Source organism: Anaerobacillus sp. 63XJN7_5_ISO-PGPR-S23-430 (assembly GCF_056173695.1).
Genome location: NZ_CM149686.1, coordinates 787,440 through 802,743, shown reverse-complemented (window position 1 = coordinate 802,743; position 15,304 = coordinate 787,440). Strand labels below are relative to the sequence as shown.

18 protein-coding genes are annotated in these 15,304 nt (G+C 40.0%); 5 read left to right on the top strand and 13 right to left on the bottom strand.

Annotated features, from left to right (window positions below):
- Positions 1 to 62: 62 nt before the first annotated feature.
- The 6 genes from AC0VYJ_RS04340 to AC0VYJ_RS04315 form a co-directional block, all read right to left on the bottom strand.
- Positions 63 to 869, bottom strand: coding sequence for an AAC(3) family N-acetyltransferase (locus AC0VYJ_RS04340; protein ID WP_475366617.1), 807 nt, complete (start codon positions 867 to 869; stop codon positions 63 to 65).
- A complete protein-coding gene (abc-f, locus tag AC0VYJ_RS04335; protein ID WP_475367451.1) occupies positions 866 to 2,725 on the bottom strand; it encodes a ribosomal protection-like ABC-F family protein in 1,860 nt (619 codons plus the stop codon). Before abc-f ends, AC0VYJ_RS04340 begins: the two co-directional genes overlap by 4 nt.
- A gap of 197 nt (positions 2,726 to 2,922) precedes the next feature.
- On the bottom strand, positions 2,923 to 3,051 hold the full coding sequence (locus AC0VYJ_RS04330; protein WP_475366616.1) for an RAxF-45 family protein: 129 nt from the start codon (positions 3,049 to 3,051) through the stop codon (positions 2,923 to 2,925).
- Between the two features lie 56 nt (positions 3,052 to 3,107).
- On the bottom strand, positions 3,108 to 3,425 hold the full coding sequence (locus AC0VYJ_RS04325; RefSeq protein WP_194220338.1) for a DMT family transporter: 318 nt from the start codon (positions 3,423 to 3,425) through the stop codon (positions 3,108 to 3,110).
- Between the two features lie 12 nt (positions 3,426 to 3,437).
- The gene (locus tag AC0VYJ_RS04320) at positions 3,438 to 3,761 is read right to left on the bottom strand and encodes a DMT family transporter (protein WP_194220337.1); all 324 of its coding nucleotides are present in this window, start codon (positions 3,759 to 3,761) and stop codon (positions 3,438 to 3,440) included.
- A 1-nt stretch (position 3,762) separates the two neighbouring features.
- Positions 3,763 to 4,347, bottom strand: coding sequence for a TetR/AcrR family transcriptional regulator (locus AC0VYJ_RS04315; RefSeq protein WP_430243859.1), 585 nt, complete (start codon positions 4,345 to 4,347; stop codon positions 3,763 to 3,765).
- Between the two features lie 699 nt (positions 4,348 to 5,046).
- Here AC0VYJ_RS04315 and AC0VYJ_RS04310 point away from each other — a divergent pair.
- Positions 5,047 to 6,204, top strand: a complete 1,158-nt coding sequence (locus AC0VYJ_RS04310; protein ID WP_430243861.1) for a zinc-ribbon domain-containing protein — start codon at positions 5,047 to 5,049, stop codon at positions 6,202 to 6,204.
- A gap of 22 nt (positions 6,205 to 6,226) precedes the next feature.
- Entirely contained in the window at positions 6,227 to 7,390 is a 1,164-nt protein-coding gene (locus tag AC0VYJ_RS04305; RefSeq protein ID WP_475366615.1) for a S1C family serine protease, read from the top strand.
- A gap of 59 nt (positions 7,391 to 7,449) precedes the next feature.
- Here the strand turns inward: AC0VYJ_RS04305 and AC0VYJ_RS04300 are convergent, their stop codons facing one another.
- Positions 7,450 to 8,280 carry an SPL family radical SAM protein gene (locus AC0VYJ_RS04300; RefSeq protein WP_475366614.1) on the bottom strand — a complete coding sequence of 277 codons (831 nt, stop codon included), beginning with the start codon at positions 8,278 to 8,280 and terminating at the stop codon, positions 7,450 to 7,452.
- A 111-nt stretch (positions 8,281 to 8,391) separates the two neighbouring features.
- On the opposite strand from AC0VYJ_RS04300, the gene AC0VYJ_RS04295 reads away from it, so the two are divergent.
- Positions 8,392 to 8,793: a hypothetical protein gene (locus AC0VYJ_RS04295; protein ID WP_475366613.1), complete on the top strand. Its 402-nt coding sequence runs from the start codon at positions 8,392 to 8,394 to the stop codon at positions 8,791 to 8,793.
- A gap of 140 nt (positions 8,794 to 8,933) precedes the next feature.
- Here the strand turns inward: AC0VYJ_RS04295 and AC0VYJ_RS04290 are convergent, their stop codons facing one another.
- Entirely contained in the window at positions 8,934 to 9,812 is an 879-nt protein-coding gene (locus AC0VYJ_RS04290) for a LysR family transcriptional regulator (RefSeq protein ID WP_475366612.1), read from the bottom strand.
- Between the two features lie 115 nt (positions 9,813 to 9,927).
- On the opposite strand from AC0VYJ_RS04290, the gene AC0VYJ_RS04285 reads away from it, so the two are divergent.
- Positions 9,928 to 11,013 carry a citrate synthase gene (locus AC0VYJ_RS04285; protein ID WP_475366611.1) on the top strand — a complete coding sequence of 362 codons (1,086 nt, stop codon included), beginning with the start codon at positions 9,928 to 9,930 and terminating at the stop codon, positions 11,011 to 11,013.
- 128 nt (positions 11,014 to 11,141) lie between these two features.
- Here AC0VYJ_RS04285 and queC read toward each other — a convergent pair whose 3' ends face one another.
- From queC to queD, 3 genes are read right to left on the bottom strand one after another with little or no spacing between them, the layout of a single operon-like run.
- Positions 11,142 to 11,816, bottom strand: coding sequence for a 7-cyano-7-deazaguanine synthase QueC (gene queC, locus AC0VYJ_RS04280; RefSeq protein ID WP_475366610.1), 675 nt, complete (start codon positions 11,814 to 11,816; stop codon positions 11,142 to 11,144).
- A 1-nt stretch (position 11,817) separates the two neighbouring features.
- Positions 11,818 to 12,546: a 7-carboxy-7-deazaguanine synthase QueE gene (locus AC0VYJ_RS04275; protein ID WP_475366609.1), complete on the bottom strand. Its 729-nt coding sequence runs from the start codon at positions 12,544 to 12,546 to the stop codon at positions 11,818 to 11,820.
- Entirely contained in the window at positions 12,539 to 13,015 is a 477-nt protein-coding gene (gene queD, locus AC0VYJ_RS04270; RefSeq protein ID WP_226616375.1) for a 6-carboxytetrahydropterin synthase QueD, read from the bottom strand. Before queD ends, AC0VYJ_RS04275 begins: the two co-directional genes overlap by 8 nt.
- A 262-nt stretch (positions 13,016 to 13,277) precedes the next feature.
- Here queD and AC0VYJ_RS04265 point away from each other — a divergent pair, with 262 nt between their 5' ends.
- A complete protein-coding gene (locus tag AC0VYJ_RS04265; RefSeq protein ID WP_430243874.1) occupies positions 13,278 to 13,520 on the top strand; it encodes a hypothetical protein in 243 nt (80 codons plus the stop codon).
- A gap of 37 nt (positions 13,521 to 13,557) precedes the next feature.
- Here AC0VYJ_RS04265 and AC0VYJ_RS04260 read toward each other — a convergent pair whose 3' ends face one another.
- The gene (locus tag AC0VYJ_RS04260) at positions 13,558 to 14,739 is read right to left on the bottom strand and encodes an aminotransferase (protein WP_475366608.1); all 1,182 of its coding nucleotides are present in this window, start codon (positions 14,737 to 14,739) and stop codon (positions 13,558 to 13,560) included.
- Positions 14,736 to 15,230 (bottom strand): Lrp/AsnC family transcriptional regulator, encoded by a 495-nt coding sequence (locus AC0VYJ_RS04255; RefSeq protein ID WP_475366607.1) that lies wholly within the window; start codon positions 15,228 to 15,230, stop codon positions 14,736 to 14,738. The genes AC0VYJ_RS04260 and AC0VYJ_RS04255 overlap by 4 nt, the downstream gene beginning before the upstream one ends.
- Between the last annotated feature and the right edge of the window lie 74 nt (positions 15,231 to 15,304).

The following is a 15,304-nucleotide window of genomic DNA, read 5'->3' as shown; positions in this document are numbered from 1 at the left end:
TGCAACTATTCTTTAATTCAAAAAAAGAAGATAACAAATGACGTTAACTTCTCCTCCTTTGTTCAATTAGAACGTTCTTCGTACCACCTACGTCCAAAATCAACGAGATCTCGTTGATTAAAAAGTTTGCATATGGCAGCACCTATCTTCATTCTTCTAAAGTGTTCTTTCTTTTCAAATTGAAACCCAATTTGATCAAAGCAATCTGAATCATAATCAATCTCTGTATATGTTTTCCATACTCGCTCACCATTTTCGATTATTGCTGCAGACTTTTCTGAGCGTTCCTTCTTGGTTGAAGCGTGTTCAGAAAGGTGAAATGAAGTGTTACTATCATGACCTACTCCAAGCATAAGAATTTTTCCATCAAGCTTATATATCTTTCCAAGAGGTGATTCCTCTCCAAAGCCACTCTTGATTAAATGGTCATTTGTAATGAAATATTTATGTTTGCCCCAGGCAGCAAACGAGTACATCGGATGATAACTGCGCACGACACCTGGGAATGCTCTAAACAACTCCGCTACCACTCCCATGCCACGCGTAGGAGTGGTATCACAGCAAAATGCTGGCATATTCTCTCGAATAATAGGCCACCACTCTTCTGGAACTGGCGGATTCATCCAGTCTGCTGGCTCTGAATTACTCGCTGACTGCGCTGGCATGACAATCGTTCCTTCTTCTCCAACAGCTCTTATCAATGCTAATATAAGAGCTTCTGCACCCCCGCATACCCATCCTAAAGAGCTTAAAGATGTATGAACGATTAATGTCATTCCGTCCTTTACCCCAAGCTCTCTCAAATCTTTTTCAAGACTATCGATTGTAAGGGGGAAATATACCTTATTCATTACATTTCTCTCTGTCATGATTCTTCCTCCAGTAAGATGTCATAGTATGATTCTCGTTTGATGCTCAGCTTCTCTTTTTCATCAAATAAGGCTTGAAGCTCTGTAAGGTCCTTCATTTCATTAAGCTTTTGATCGATTTGATCAATCAGGGACTCAATTTCCTCAAGCTCACATTCTATTGAATGCGATTTCGTTTTATTTTCCACCTTCTGAATGGGAGGTGACGGGACTATACTCTTCCTTGACCTCCAACCATCAATCATTTCCTCGTGCTTTATCTTAGCTTCTGAATAACTATACAAATGCTGGTAAAGGTGTTGATTTTCAATCCAATATGTCACTGGAAAACACTTATTCAGAAAATAACGATCATGCGAGACACAAACGATCGTCCCAGGGAAGCGCTCAATCGCATCCTCTAATACCTCTCTGGAGTCAATATCAAGATGATTTGTTGGCTCATCAAGAACTAATAAATTTAGATCCTTACTCATCAATTCAGCAAGACGTAAACGCATCTTCTCGCCACCACTCAAGGAAGAAATCTTAGCAAAAACGTCATATCCGTAAAATAAAAATCGAGCTAATTCATGTCTAGCGTCTCCTTCTGATACTTTTGCTGATTCACGGTAGACATCAATGACACGTTCTTCTCCACGATCTTCTAGGACATGTTGAGAAAGGTAACCGATTTTCACACTTCCGCCTACCTTTACTTGTCCAATTGAAGGATCTACATTTCCGAGCAGAACATTTAGAAGCGTTGTCTTTCCACTTCCGTTTCTCCCAACAATAGCGACCCGCTCACCGTACCTTACGTGCAAATCAACTTCAGTAAATAATACGTTTTGTTTATAACCCGCTGTAACATTTTCGAAAGTGAGAACATCTTCTCCACTGCGCTCCTTCACGTCAAAGTCCAGGCCAATTTTCTTCCGATCTAAAACCGGACGTCTCAATTTGTCCATACGCTCTAGAGCACGTTCCATATTTCTTGCACGCTTATGAAGGGCGGCATTCGGAGGATTAGCTTGATTAGCCCATTCTCTTAAACGTTTGATCGCTTCTCTCATTTTTTTGATCTTCTTTTGCTGCTCCTGATAGGCAGCAAACTCTGTAAGCAACAACTCTTCTTTTTTCTTTACAAACTCACTATAAGATCCGTGATAGACGGTTAACTCACCATCTTCAAGATCCATTATTTTCGTAACCACTTCATCAAGAAAATACCGATCGTGTGAGATCATTAAGACCGTTCCACTATATTGCTTTAAAAAACTTTCAAGCCACTCAACCGCTTCCACATCAAGGTGATTTGTTGGTTCATCAAGTAAGAGCAAATCTGGTTCTTTTAATAACAGTAACCCCAGACTTATTTTTGTCTTTTCTCCTCCACTCAAACGATCGAATGATGCATTCAACAAATGCTGAATACCAAGTCCATTCGCGACACTTTGAATAGATGAATCTATTTCATATCCTCCCCTACGAGTAAAACTCTCAAGTAATTGCCCATATTCTTTAAGTTCACGTTCGGTTTCTTGCCCATTCGCCATTTGAGATTCAAGTACATTCATTCGTTCTTGCATTTCTACAAGATCACTAAAAGCTTTTCTTAAGACATCTTCTACCAGTACCCCTGGATAATTTGGAATTTGGGCTAAGTATCCGATCTCTGCCCCTTTTTTATAATAAATCATTCCATCATCTACCTGCTCAACACCTGCTAACAATTGAAAAAGAGTCGTCTTTCCACAACCATTCCTTCCAACAATACCTACACGTTCCTTCGCATTTATCTCAAAAGATATATCTTCAAAAATAAGAGTTCCACCAAGCATCTTACTAATTGATTGTGCTGTAACGATCATTATAATCAGTCCTTTCATTCAGATAAGCATACAAAAAACCACAGATAAGGATACACCTCACCTGTGGTTGAATCTGGCATCATTTCACTTTAAGTCTACTAAAACCTTAAGATACTTAAAGCAAATAAAAAAGAGCGACAAATTTGCCGCTCTCTTTTCAGTAAATTTATACATTCCGCCTGAAGCAGGGTAAGAGAGCCTTACGCTTTGTTTCTTATGAAGTTGCTGTTTTTGGACACACCTGTCCCATCGGCAGCTACTTCATGAAAAATCGCACGGCAAACTGATACATAATCCATAAATTCCGTACGTACAAAAGCGTTAGACATCCCTTCCTCACCTCCTTAAATTAATACTTTCATTCTATCTGAATGCTCTGACAAAATCAACCTTCAGCTACGCGAAGACCAATGACAGAAATGACAACACAAGATATTAACACTAATTGCATTCTATTTTTGGGTTCTTTAAACCAATACATACCGATCAATACACTGCCCGCTGATCCTATGCCAGTCCATATCGCATAGGCTGTTCCTACCGGTAGAGCTTTTAATGATAAAGACAACATAAAAAAGCTCATGCTCCCGAAAAGAATTGTAAAAATAGAAGGCTTTAATTTTGTAAATCCTTCTGATAACTTCAAGCTAATAACACCGCCAACTTCACCTAGACCAGCGATTAACAATGCAATCCATGCCATTTTGCTTCCCTCCTAAGCTTCCTTTGCATTTAACTTCAAACCGATAATAGAAGAAATAAGCAATAAGATAAAAAATAGTTTTATGAAACTAATCGATTCATTTAAGAACATCATTCCAATCACAGCTGTCCCTGCTGCGCCTAATCCTGTAAATATGGCGTATGCTGTACCTACAGGTAAATATTTTAATGCTCTAGCGAAAAAGTAAAAGCTTGTTGCAATACCAACTATCGTTAACAAGCTTATAAGTGGTTTCGTAAAGCCATCTGAATATTTTAATCCAATAGCCCATAATACTTCCATCAGACCACCGATCACAAGATAGATCCATGCCATCTTATTTCTCCTCCCTACTATGAACGCCTTTAATAAATAGAGTCCAAGAATTTTCTAACCGTTTATTATGTTCCTCAGGTGAATAGTAGAAAATTTGTTCAAACATACCGTCAAGTAAACATAAATAAGCATCAAAAACTCGTTCCCATTCCTCATTTGGGAGCATCTGCTCGAGAATAGACTTAATCACTCTCTTCATCACATTCTCCGTTTTTTCAAACATTTGAGCGATTTCCTTCCGTAACGACTCTGGTGGAAATAGCATCATTCTTTTGAAAATAAGTCCCATTTCATCATTCCGTAAATACTCTGTATTTTCACGAAGAAGGTCATATAATTGTTTCTCAGGTGATTGATTGCTTAATCGTTCAGCCGTCTTTACAAAAAACGCATTGTAATCAACTGATACTTTATGAATCACACCTAAAAATAAATCTTCTTTACTTTTATAATGCGCATATAAGGAGGGTTTTTTTACGCCTACTCCTTTAGCAATATCCGAAAGGGAAGTCCCTTCAAATCCATTACGTGCAAATAGAATGAGGGCCACCTCTTTAATTCGATCCTGAGTCGATTCTTTTTTCATATAACATTACCTACCGATCGTTAGTTGTTAACAAATAAAAAACGCAGGCATTTGCCTACCACTCGTTAGTTATTATATCAACAATTCCTATCTTATGCAACGATCACAAAAAAAGCAGCCACTAGGTAAATATCGTAGTGGCTACATCTAAGGGAATAAGGGTTTTCAACTAATTAGACGAGCAACTACCTCATGAGGTTTCAAAAAAAGAAGATTTATTTCATTTCATGCTTATTCTAGGATTATCTACAAACAAGAGAGTGATTTGTCATTGATCGATTATAGTGAAAATGAATGCTACACATTTATCGGGGCAAAAAAAAAGGACCGGCAAATGCCGGTCTTCCTGGTAACGGAATATTTGAAAGGGGGTCTTAGGATCATCTTATCAAAGGGGTATAGGTGTGAACAGGTCCTTCAATACCGGTACAATCGAACGAAGTAACTTCTTTTTCATGATTTGATGTCCTTTGAACTAGTACAATCTATTCACTTTTAATCATAACAAAAAGAAATATGTCTTTTGAATCAATCCCTCCCCCTCTTTATAGGCTATTTTATAAGTAAGCTCTTACTCGATTTGAGCGAAAATTGCTTTATATTTCAATTCCCCAACAACCTACTGAAAAATATTTCCCTTACAAGGGAAATGTGTCAAAATATAACTAGCAATTGAGATTGAAAGCAGGTGGAATAAGGATGTACTGTCCACATTGTGGAAAAAAAAGAGGCGATGATGAGCAATTTTGCTTCTCTTGTGGAAAAGAACTAGTCACTCAAAATAAATCTAAGCATAGCCTATCCATTCTGTGGCGTTGGTTACCAGTGATGGTGTTTTTTCTTCTTTCTAGCACACTTGCCGGATATTATTTTTATGAAGAATCAACGTCAAAGGCAGCGATTCGCTCTTTTGAAAAGGGAGAGGAATTAGCTAAAAACGGCAAGCTCGAAGCAGCACAAAAAGAATTTAATGAGGCTCAACAAAACCGACCTCGTTTCCCCGCTGCCAAAAAAAACGAAAATATTGTAACGATCGCATTAAACGTTGAAGAGACTTTAAAACAGGCGGAAACCGCAAGAAAAAAAGATAACTACAGTAAAGCCTTAGATTTGATTAAAGAAGCTGAGCAAACCTCAGCATCCTATAAAGGTGATCTTTTCTCTACTTTACAAGAAGACATCGGAACGGTTCGGACAACTGTGATGGTTGCCGAATTAAAGTATGATATGAAAGGGAAAGAATCCATTGATGAATTGAAACCTGTGTTAACAAGGGCTGAAAGTTTACAAGTGGATGAAGCCCAAGACATAGCCGGACAAATTCGAAATCAAATTGTCGACTTTTCAATTAATGAAGCAAATGGTTATTTGGAAGAGAACCACTTTACGGAAGCATTAAACTCAGTAGAACAAGGCTTAGAAATCAATAAAGGTAACGAAAAGCTATCAAACCTCCAAACCGTAATTGAAAAGAGACGAAATTCGTTTGAGGAGGAGCAACAAAAGCGAATTGAACATGCTATGGTTGCTGCAGCAAAAGAAGAAGAAATGAATCGTACAAGCGCGATTGAACTCAATGAATTAGAAACAAAGGTGACAGATTACAATGAATTAAAAGTAACAGGTACGGTCACAAGCAAAGCCACTGTTCCCGTCAATTCGATCGGGGCTTCTTATAAAGTATTGGACGGAGATGGAAAAGAGTTTGATAAAGGGGAGGTTTATATTAACCCCGACAAACTTTATCCTGACGATACAGGTAAATTTGACTTTATGATCTACGATGTAGGTGAAGACGTGAAGGATCTTGATCAATTCACAGTCGAGATTGATCATTTCACATGGTACTTGGATTAGCAGAAAGGAGTATTCAAGACGGATGTCTAAGAAATTGGCTTTGCTACTGTCCATTGCAAGCTCCCTCTTTATTCTGATTGGGGGCGCCGCAGGTTTTTATTTTTTACATGATTACTATTCGAATACAACCGTTGAAGCAACATCTACTCTAGGAGAGAAAACAAATGCTCCAGAGAACCAAAAGAATGATTCAGACTTAAAATCCGTCATTCATGAGACACAAAAAAGCGTTGTGCAAATTGAAGTCGCCTTAAAAGATGGCACTTCTTCTGGATCAGGCTTCCTCTACAATGCAAACGGAGACGTCATTACGAACGCTCATGTTGTCGAAGGCGCTCAAAAGATTACCGTTAAAACCTCTGATGCTAAACAATTCGAAGCTCAAATCATTGGTATGGGTGATACGATAGATGTTGCGGTAATTCGCGTTCCAGGACTAGAGGGAAATGACCCCCTACCTGTTGCAGAAGAGCGCATGGCGGAAGTTGGGGACGATATCATTGCTCTTGGTAGCCCACTCGGACTTCAGAACACCGTTACAACAGGGATTGTCAGTGGCCTCGATCGAGAATTCATATTAGAACCCTATCGCTATGAACATATCTATCAAATCTCTGCCCCCATTACAAAAGGTAACAGCGGAGGTCCCCTTATTGATGCAAATACAGGAGAGGCAATCGCCATTAATTCCGCAGGAACAGACTCAGGGGCAATCGGCTTTAGCATTCCGCTCCCCAACGTTATTGAGCAAATTAAAAATTGGTCTGATGACCCAGTAGAAATAACGGTAGATGATGAAAGTAAGGAAGAAGTATCAACACCACAGGGACTCACAGGAGAAGACTTTAAAAATAATGCTACCTATCTTATTGGATATTTCTATGAAAGCTTGTCTACTCAAGACTATGTCACTGGCTACTCCTTACTTGGCAGTCGCTGGCAGAGTGAAATGCTGTATGAAGATTTTCGAAGTGGCTATATCCATACCCTTGACGTGGAAGTTTCAAATATGACCGGAAGTTTAAATCAAACGAATGATCAAGTAAAGGTAACAGCTACTATTAAAGCACAAGAACGAACCGAGGATAAGAAGACAACAACTTCTCTATACAACGTCACTTACCAGGTTGGTTATGAAAATGACCAATTGAAAATTCTAAGTGGTAAGGCTGAAAAATTAAAGTAAAGTAGGCAACATAAGGCTAGAGGTACATTCTCTAGCCTATTTGTTATTATTTATTTAAACTAGCCCTCGTCTGGAGGTGAAAAACCTTCTTGAGAAATATAAATGGCGCTATCAGGAAAAAAGTCCTGTAATCGCTTCTTTATTTTCAAATAGGCTTTACGTTGATACCAACCTTCTAGACCCGCTTCTTCAAAGAGCTTACGAATGCCAAGCTGCTCTGTTCTTTTACCACCGCTCCCATCACCCATGAAAAAGTCATCAAGCGTGAGGCGATCCGTTACTTCAGCTAACTTCTTAGGGAAATGTTCAGAACACGGGAGAAGTGGTGCCACTGCCGCTTGTACAGGAATACCGTTTGCTCGTAACGTTTGTAGCGCCTTTAACCTTGCTGCAATTGGCGGTGCTGATGGCGCAAAAATTTTGCGCACTGAATCAAGGTCTGTTTCTACTGTCATACTGACCAGAACCTTTTTGCCGAATTTTTTTAACAAATCAATATCTCTAGTGACGAGTGGAGAGCGGGTTTGAAGAAATAGAAAATCAGGCATTTCTTCTACCATAGCCTCAAGTAATCCTCTTGTTAAATCAGTCTTAAATTCAATAGGCTGATAAGGATCTGTCGAAGAAGACATAAAAATCGATACTTCTCCTTTTTTCCGAGCTTTCGGAATCTCTTTTTTCACAAGATCCACAGCGTTTTCTTTAATATCTACCCATTCTCCCCAATCCTCTTCCCTAAAAAGGGCAATAGGCATTCTTCTTACATAGCAATAAGAACAACCGAAGGCACATCCAGCGTAAGGGTTCAGAGTGTGACTATATCCATTAAGAAATCCACTACCTTTTGTTAAAATAGACCGAGATGTTCGCTTCTGAATTGAAGGCTGCAATGGCGATCCCTCCTTCTTCCATTAGTGTACCATAAACCGAACATGTATTCGATTATTACGAATAATTTTTCACTAAGCGGGCACGGTAAAGGTGAAAGGTGGTATAAATTGATGAAACGTACAGTAAGCTGTCTCCTTTTCTTACTTCTTCTTTTACCAATTCATGCTTATGCAGCTGGTCCGATTCAGCTCATTCAAGGAAAGTGTCCAACATCACTAGATCAATCGGCATCAACAAAAGGACTTACAACGAAAGCTACAACGATTCTTTCAGGCTTAATGGCCAATACTCCCGATACAAATTCATGGCAAATCATTAGCATGTCCCCTTTAAAAAAGAAGTCACCCTATTACGCGCCAGCCGTTAAAACCTGTGAAAAAAAAGTCGCAAATCACACTTACCTTATTGATGTACTCGTCACAAAGAAATCTTCTCAACTCCCCGTGCGCATGCACCTCTTTGCTTCTAAAGAAGAAAAGGGGTGGAAAGTTTGGGGACTAACTACTTACTAAATGTGTATACTTTATTTTACTTCGCACATACTACTCATGCGTGTAAGCTAGCCGTTAGGATCTATGACACGCAACCATCCCACACTCTTATTTCACACTCGGAAAATAAGAGGATAGCCCGATCAGGACGCTGATCGGGCTTAATTCATGCTTTTCTCAATAAATTGTTTAAATATTTCTGTTTCCTCCGAAAGATGTTGATAGACCATGTATGTGTGAACCTCAGACAGTTTGATTTCCTCAGTATCGACTTGAAGAATTCTCCCTTCAAATACCTCACGCCGAACAGATGACCATGGTAAAAAAGAGAACCCAAGCCCTTCCTCAATAAATCGCTTTGTAATGTGTACTTGGGATACAACCATCGTTCGAACACCGTCATATTTAGAACGTAGTTCAACTAAAAGATCTTCCCAATAATCAGGATGATTGTGTGTGAGTAACGTTGATCTCAAACAAAACTCACTTAAAGTTAAAGGCAGACTTGTTTCCGCATCTCCCCCATCGTGTGGCACAACTAAAACAATTGGATCGGCTCCAATTTGTTCATTTTTCACATATGCCTGCAAAGATTTCATTCTTGAAAGACCGAAATCTGCATCATTTTTGGTGATCATCTCTCCAATTTCATTAGACTCACTTACTTTTACAACTACCTCAATCGATGGATAAGCTTTCATAAATTGCTGAAGGACATTAGGTAGAACCGTAGCAGCAATTAAAGGAGATACAGCAATCGTCAACTTTCGATGGTACCCCTGCCTCCACCCGTTCATATGACGTAAGCTAGTCTCATACTGTTCAACTAACTCTTTGGCATGCGGAAGAAATTGTCTTCCTGCTTCGGAGAGCACCACTCTTCTACCGCTCTTCATAAATAGCTTACTGCCAATCTGCTTTTCGAGTTGTTGAATGTGAACCGTAACAGTAGGTTGAGCAAGATAGAGTTTTTCAGATGTTTCCCTGAAATTTTCATACGAAGCAGCTGTGACAAATGTTTTCAACCAGTTTAGATTCATTCTTACCCCCCTTATTGATAGCGTTTCTCTATTAATTATTCAGTAATTATTTATTAGTCATAATCATATCGAATCGATACACTAGATACAAGACGAATGAAATGGAGTTGAGTTTATGATTCATGCCGGATTAGAAGGAATCATTGCGGCTGATTCCAATATCAGCCTTGTAGACGGAGAGAACGGTTTGCTTGTCTATCGAGGACACTGGGCAAAAGAAATTGCGAAAGAAAAATCATTCGAAGAAGCTGCCTACTTCCTATGGAATGGTTCATTTCCTACTGAACAACAGCTAACTGCTTTCACCTCCGCACTTGGTGAAGCAAGACACTTATCACCAAACCAGAAGGAAATCATAAATCGTTTACCTAAAAAAATGGAGATGATGAGCGTTATTCGAACGGTCTTATCTTCCATGGGAGATCACTCATATCAGTTCCCAGCGACACAGGAACAGGGAATTCACCTACTGAGTATCGTTCCCACTATTATTGCCTATCGCTACCGCACTCAAAATGGATTATCCCAAATCGATCCAGACGTAACGTTGTCTCACGTTGGGAACTATTTATATATGTTGACAGGAGAACGTCCTCAGGAAAATCACATTAAAGCGTTAACTGCCTACTTCATTTTAACGATGGAGCATGGATTAAACGCCTCTACCTTTACTGCTAGGGTGATTTCATCAACTGAAAGTGATCTCGCATCAGCTATTACAGGGGCTATTGGCGCTATGAAAGGACCTCTTCATGGCGGAGCGCCAACTGGGGTTATTGATTTATTAGAAGAAATTAAGCGCGACGGCGATGCTGAGAAAGTATTGCGACGTAAACTTGAAAATCGTGAGAAGCTAATGGGCTTTGGACATCGGGTTTATAAAACGCGTGACCCCCGTGCCGCCGCTTTAAGCGAGATTACTTCAGACTTCTATGACGATGCAGAGTTTAAACTTGCACACAAAGTAGAAGACACGGCCGTACGCCTTCTCCAGGAGTACAAACCTGACAGAAAACTTTATGCGAATGTGGAGTACTATGCAGCGGCCATCTTAAGAGCGATCGAGCTACCAACAGAACTGTTTACCCCAACATTTACAGCAGCCAGAACGGCAGGTTGGATCGCACACGTGTACGAGCAAAATGACAATAACCGTATCATCCGCCCATCTTCTGTTTATAGCGGGGAAATGCCTGAGTAAGCAGGGGTGCGGATTCGGCGGTCGGCGCGGGTGCCTGTCACCCGCGCTATATGTCGAGCCACTCCTCCGTTGGAAGTTTATTGTCCAAAACATAAAAAGCTGTCGGAGTATCCTCCGGCAGCTTTTTATTACACTTTATAAGGTATCGGATCTACCGCTCCAGCTTCTTCAAAGCCTTTCAGACGTAGACGACAGCTATCACACTCGCCACATGCTTCTTCTTCACCATTGTAGCAAGATGTCGTTAGTTCATAAGGAACGCTTAAACGTAAGCCTTCACTAACCGTATCTGCTTTCGTCAAGTTAATTAACGGCGTATCAATCTTCATTTCACTACCTGTTGCTCCAGCTTTTGTAGCTAGATTAACCGTTTCATTCATACTTTCAATAAACTCTGGTCGGCAATCCGGGTATCCACTATAGTCAACGGCAGATACACCGATGTAGATCGCTTCAGCTCCAATCACTTCTGCGTAAGCAGAGGCAAGAGAAAGAAAGATCATATTACGAGCTGGTACGTAAGTAACTGGAATTTCATCTTCATCCATATCTGTTGGTACATCAATGGAATCATCTGTAAGGGCACTGCCCCCAATTTGATTTAGAAAACTAATGTTCACTATGCGATGATCGGGTGCATTGTAATATTCCGCTACTTTCTTCGCCTGCTCTACTTCTCGGTTATGCTTTTGGCCGTAGTGGAATGTAATCGGATAAAGCTCATAGCCATTTTCCTTCGCGATTCCCATGCATGTTGTACTATCTAAACCACCGCTCAATACAATCACTGCTTTTTTATTCACGTTACACACCTCTTCTATTAGGATCCCAAATAATCTTATGAAGCTGCATACTTAGCTTCACTTTGCTTAGTCCTGCTTCTAGAATTTTTTCAACAAGTTTGTGTGGAGGCATCGTTTCCCACACTGGACTATACAATACCTGACCTTTTTGATGATTTTGTGAGACAACTTCAGTTGCTACTGTGAAATCTTCATCAGAGCCGATCACGAACTTAATTTCATCTTGTGTATCAAGAAGATCAAAGTTCTCATGAAGCATGCGATGCTGTTCACCAGAATCAGGCAGCTTATAGTCCATCACAAAACGAACTTTCTCCTGCCAGGCTTCATCGTCTTTTCGAACCGCTTCATATGGCGTAAGATCAATCGCTCCGTTCGTTTCGATATGAATGTCTTCAATATGCGGAAGATCTACCATCGCTTGAATAAGCGCCATTGATTTCTCACGATGAATTAACGGCTCCCCTCCTGTAAAACAGATGTGACGGCTATTATATTGTTTGATTTGATCGATAATCGAGGCAATTGAACCTTTGTATTCTGCTTTATCCGGTGCATAGCTATAAGGCGTGTCACACCAGCTACAGCGCAAGTTACAGTGAAAGACGCGTACAAATACTGTTGGAAAACCAGCGCGCGTTCCCTCTCCTTCTACTGTCTCAAATACCTCCACCATCGGTAGTTCCCACTTCATATATTCGGATTGTTCCGGTAGCACCCATTTACTCATTTTCTTCCATCCATTCCCGCTTTAGCGTTGCGTAGCTTGTTGGTGTTTCATAGAGAACTAGTTCTTCAATGCGCTGACCAAGATCTTTCATATTGCGCTCAGTCAGAGCTTGATCTAACTGCTCCCACATCCAAACAATCATATTTTCAGCGGTCGTGTTCATGTTCGGAAGCACTTCATTTAAATAATGATGATCCAACTTCGAATCAATCACTTCTTTAAATAGGGTTTTAATTTCACCAAAATCAACTGAAATGCCGATTTCATTCACAAATCCGCTGATTGTGATGACGACTTTATACGTATGGCCATGCATGCTTTTGCACTTACCTTCGTAGCAGTGCAAATGATGCGCAGCATCAAATGTAAATTCTTTTGTTACCGCTACTCGTTTATGATGATACTTTAATTCGCTTTTCTGAATATCTTCTCCAAGTACTTCAACTTTCTTTGGAATCATAAAAGACATAAAAAAAGCCCCCTTCTTTATTCAGTAAGGGAGACGCATGAAAAACCCCATCTCCATTCAGAGAACTGGGCTACACTTTTCACGGTCCCTAGTTTTGTTTTACGAGAGGAGGGAATTACGAACTCTCCAACTTGATTATAATATCATAACACGTCATATTAGAAAAGGAGACGTATGCTAAAGCTCTTCTATTGAAGGAAAATACCGCGTTTAAAATTTAGAAAATAGTGGTAAAATCAACATCAGATGAGGAGTTGATTTGATGATGTCTAATAGTGGTGGCATGGATGGATTTGGCATGCTTTTTGAATTATTTGGTTTTCTATATATGGTCATTATTTTATTTATCGTGGTATTAACGATCGTATTCCTATTTAAAGCGATGAGCTATATGAAAAGAAAGAACGCTGCTGATCAAGAGCAGAATGAATTGCTCAGACAGTTACTTTCCAAACAAACGTCTTCAAGTATTTCAACAAGCAAAGAGGATCCAACTTCCTATTAATACATAACGCCGTCCTCACTGAGGACGGCGTTCCTAATTATCCCTTTGAATTGTGACGGTTAACAAACCGTTCGATTCGCTTAACAGCTTCCTGCAAAGAATCGATTGACGTTGCGTAAGAACAGCGCACATAGCCTTCTCCACCAGCACCAAAAACATGCCCTGGCACAACAGCAACTTGCTCTTCTTCTAATAACTTTTCAGCAAATTCATCTGATGTCATCCCAGTTGCCTGTACGGATGGAAATGCGTAGAATGCACCACCTGGCATATGACAGGAAAGTCCGATGTTGTTAAATGCTTTAACAAGAAAGTTTCTTCGCTGACGATAGCTTTTCTTCATTCTCTCAAGATCGTCTCTTCCACTTTTCAAAGCTTCGAGTGCCCCGTGCTGAGCGATTGTCGGCGCACACATCATTGTATACTGATGAATTTTCAACATCGCCGCAATGATTTCTTCAGGACCAGTCACGTAACCAAGTCTCCAGCCTGTCATAGCAAATGCCTTCGAGAAACCTGAAATAAGAATTGTACGCTCTTTCATGCCATCAGCTCGGGCAATGCTATAATGCGTTTCATCATACGTTAATTCCGCATAGATCTCATCCGAAAGTACGAGTAGGTCATGTTCTTCAATGATGTCCGTTACGTTCTTCAATTCTGCTTCAGACATTGTGGCACCAGTAGGATTACTCGGGAAACACAGAAGGATCGCTTTTGTTCGCTTCGTAATCACTTTTTCAAGCGACTCACGCGTTATTTTAAACTCGTCCTCTGCCTTTGTTTCCAAAGAGACAGGTGTCCCACCTGCGAGCGTTACAGCTGGTGAATATGCAACAAAACCTGGCTCGACAATAATAACCTCATCACCCGGATCAATCACTGCTCGAAAAGCCAGATCAATCGCCTGACTTGCTCCAACAGTTAATATGATTTGTGATTCAGCTGAATAGCTCAGTGAAAATTGTTCATCTAAGTAAGACGAAATTTCTTCCCTTAGCTCTAGCAGACCTGCATTTGCCGTATAAGCTGTATAGCCGCTTTCAAGTGAAGCGTAGCCCGCTTCACATACATTCCACGGTGTAACAAAATCTGGCTCACCAACACCAAGTGAAATAACATTATCCATTTGGGAAGCAAGATCAAAGAATTTTCGGATACCTGAAGGTTTTAATTGAGAAGCTGTTTTAGAAATATACTGCTGTTGAACTTCCTTCATGGTGACACCACAATCCGCTTATCCTTCTGTTCCGGTTCAAAAATTACACCGTCGTGTTTATATTTTTTAAGTAAGAAATGCGTTGTTGTCGACAAAACTGAATCAAGTGTTGAAAGCTTGTTAGAAACAAAGAAAGCAACTTCCTTCATCGTTTTCCCTTCGATCTGAACAGACAAATCAAACGCTCCTGACATTAAGTACACCGCTTTCACTTCCGGAAAACGATAAATACGCTCAGCAATCTCATCAAACCCAACATCTCTTTTTGGGGTTACCTTCACATCAATCATGGCTGCAACACCGTCTTTGCCAGAAGTTTTATCCCAATTAATGACAGATGAATAGCTTAAAATAATATCCTGTTCTTCAAGTTTCTTAATGACTTTCTCTACTTCTTCAACTGATAATTCAACCATATCAGCTAAAACATCCATTGGTACGCGTGCATTATCCTCTAAAATTTCTAGGATTTCGATTTCTTTTTCATTCACTGTATTGCCCCCTGCTTTCCATCTATTTCATCTACTATATCATTCTTCTACTTTTATTTCATTTTGTTATTTGC

Excerpts from the sequence above, each read along its gene's own strand:
- AC0VYJ_RS04340 (WP_475366617.1), bottom strand. The coding sequence starts at position 869 with ATGACAGAGAGAAATGTAATGAATAAGGTATATTTCCCCCTTACAATC.
- AC0VYJ_RS04330 (WP_475366616.1), bottom strand. The coding sequence starts at position 3,051 with ATGTCTAACGCTTTTGTACGTACGGAATTTATGGATTATGTATCAGTT.
- AC0VYJ_RS04325 (WP_194220338.1), bottom strand. The coding sequence starts at position 3,425 with ATGGCATGGATTGCATTGTTAATCGCTGGTCTAGGTGAAGTTGGCGGT.
- AC0VYJ_RS04320 (WP_194220337.1), bottom strand. The coding sequence starts at position 3,761 with ATGGCATGGATCTATCTTGTGATCGGTGGTCTGATGGAAGTATTATGG.
- AC0VYJ_RS04315 (WP_430243859.1), bottom strand. The coding sequence starts at position 4,347 with ATGAAAAAAGAATCGACTCAGGATCGAATTAAAGAGGTGGCCCTCATT.
- AC0VYJ_RS04310 (WP_430243861.1), top strand. The coding sequence starts at position 5,047 with ATGTACTGTCCACATTGTGGAAAAAAAAGAGGCGATGATGAGCAATTT.
- AC0VYJ_RS04305 (WP_475366615.1), top strand. The coding sequence starts at position 6,227 with ATGTCTAAGAAATTGGCTTTGCTACTGTCCATTGCAAGCTCCCTCTTT.
- AC0VYJ_RS04295 (WP_475366613.1), top strand. The coding sequence starts at position 8,392 with ATGAAACGTACAGTAAGCTGTCTCCTTTTCTTACTTCTTCTTTTACCA.
- AC0VYJ_RS04290 (WP_475366612.1), bottom strand. The coding sequence starts at position 9,812 with ATGAATCTAAACTGGTTGAAAACATTTGTCACAGCTGCTTCGTATGAA.
- AC0VYJ_RS04285 (WP_475366611.1), top strand. The coding sequence starts at position 9,928 with ATGATTCATGCCGGATTAGAAGGAATCATTGCGGCTGATTCCAATATC.
- AC0VYJ_RS04275 (WP_475366609.1), bottom strand. The coding sequence starts at position 12,546 with ATGAGTAAATGGGTGCTACCGGAACAATCCGAATATATGAAGTGGGAA.
- queD (WP_226616375.1), bottom strand. The coding sequence starts at position 13,015 with ATGTCTTTTATGATTCCAAAGAAAGTTGAAGTACTTGGAGAAGATATT.
- AC0VYJ_RS04265 (WP_430243874.1), top strand. The coding sequence starts at position 13,278 with ATGATGTCTAATAGTGGTGGCATGGATGGATTTGGCATGCTTTTTGAA.
- AC0VYJ_RS04260 (WP_475366608.1), bottom strand. The coding sequence starts at position 14,739 with ATGAAGGAAGTTCAACAGCAGTATATTTCTAAAACAGCTTCTCAATTA.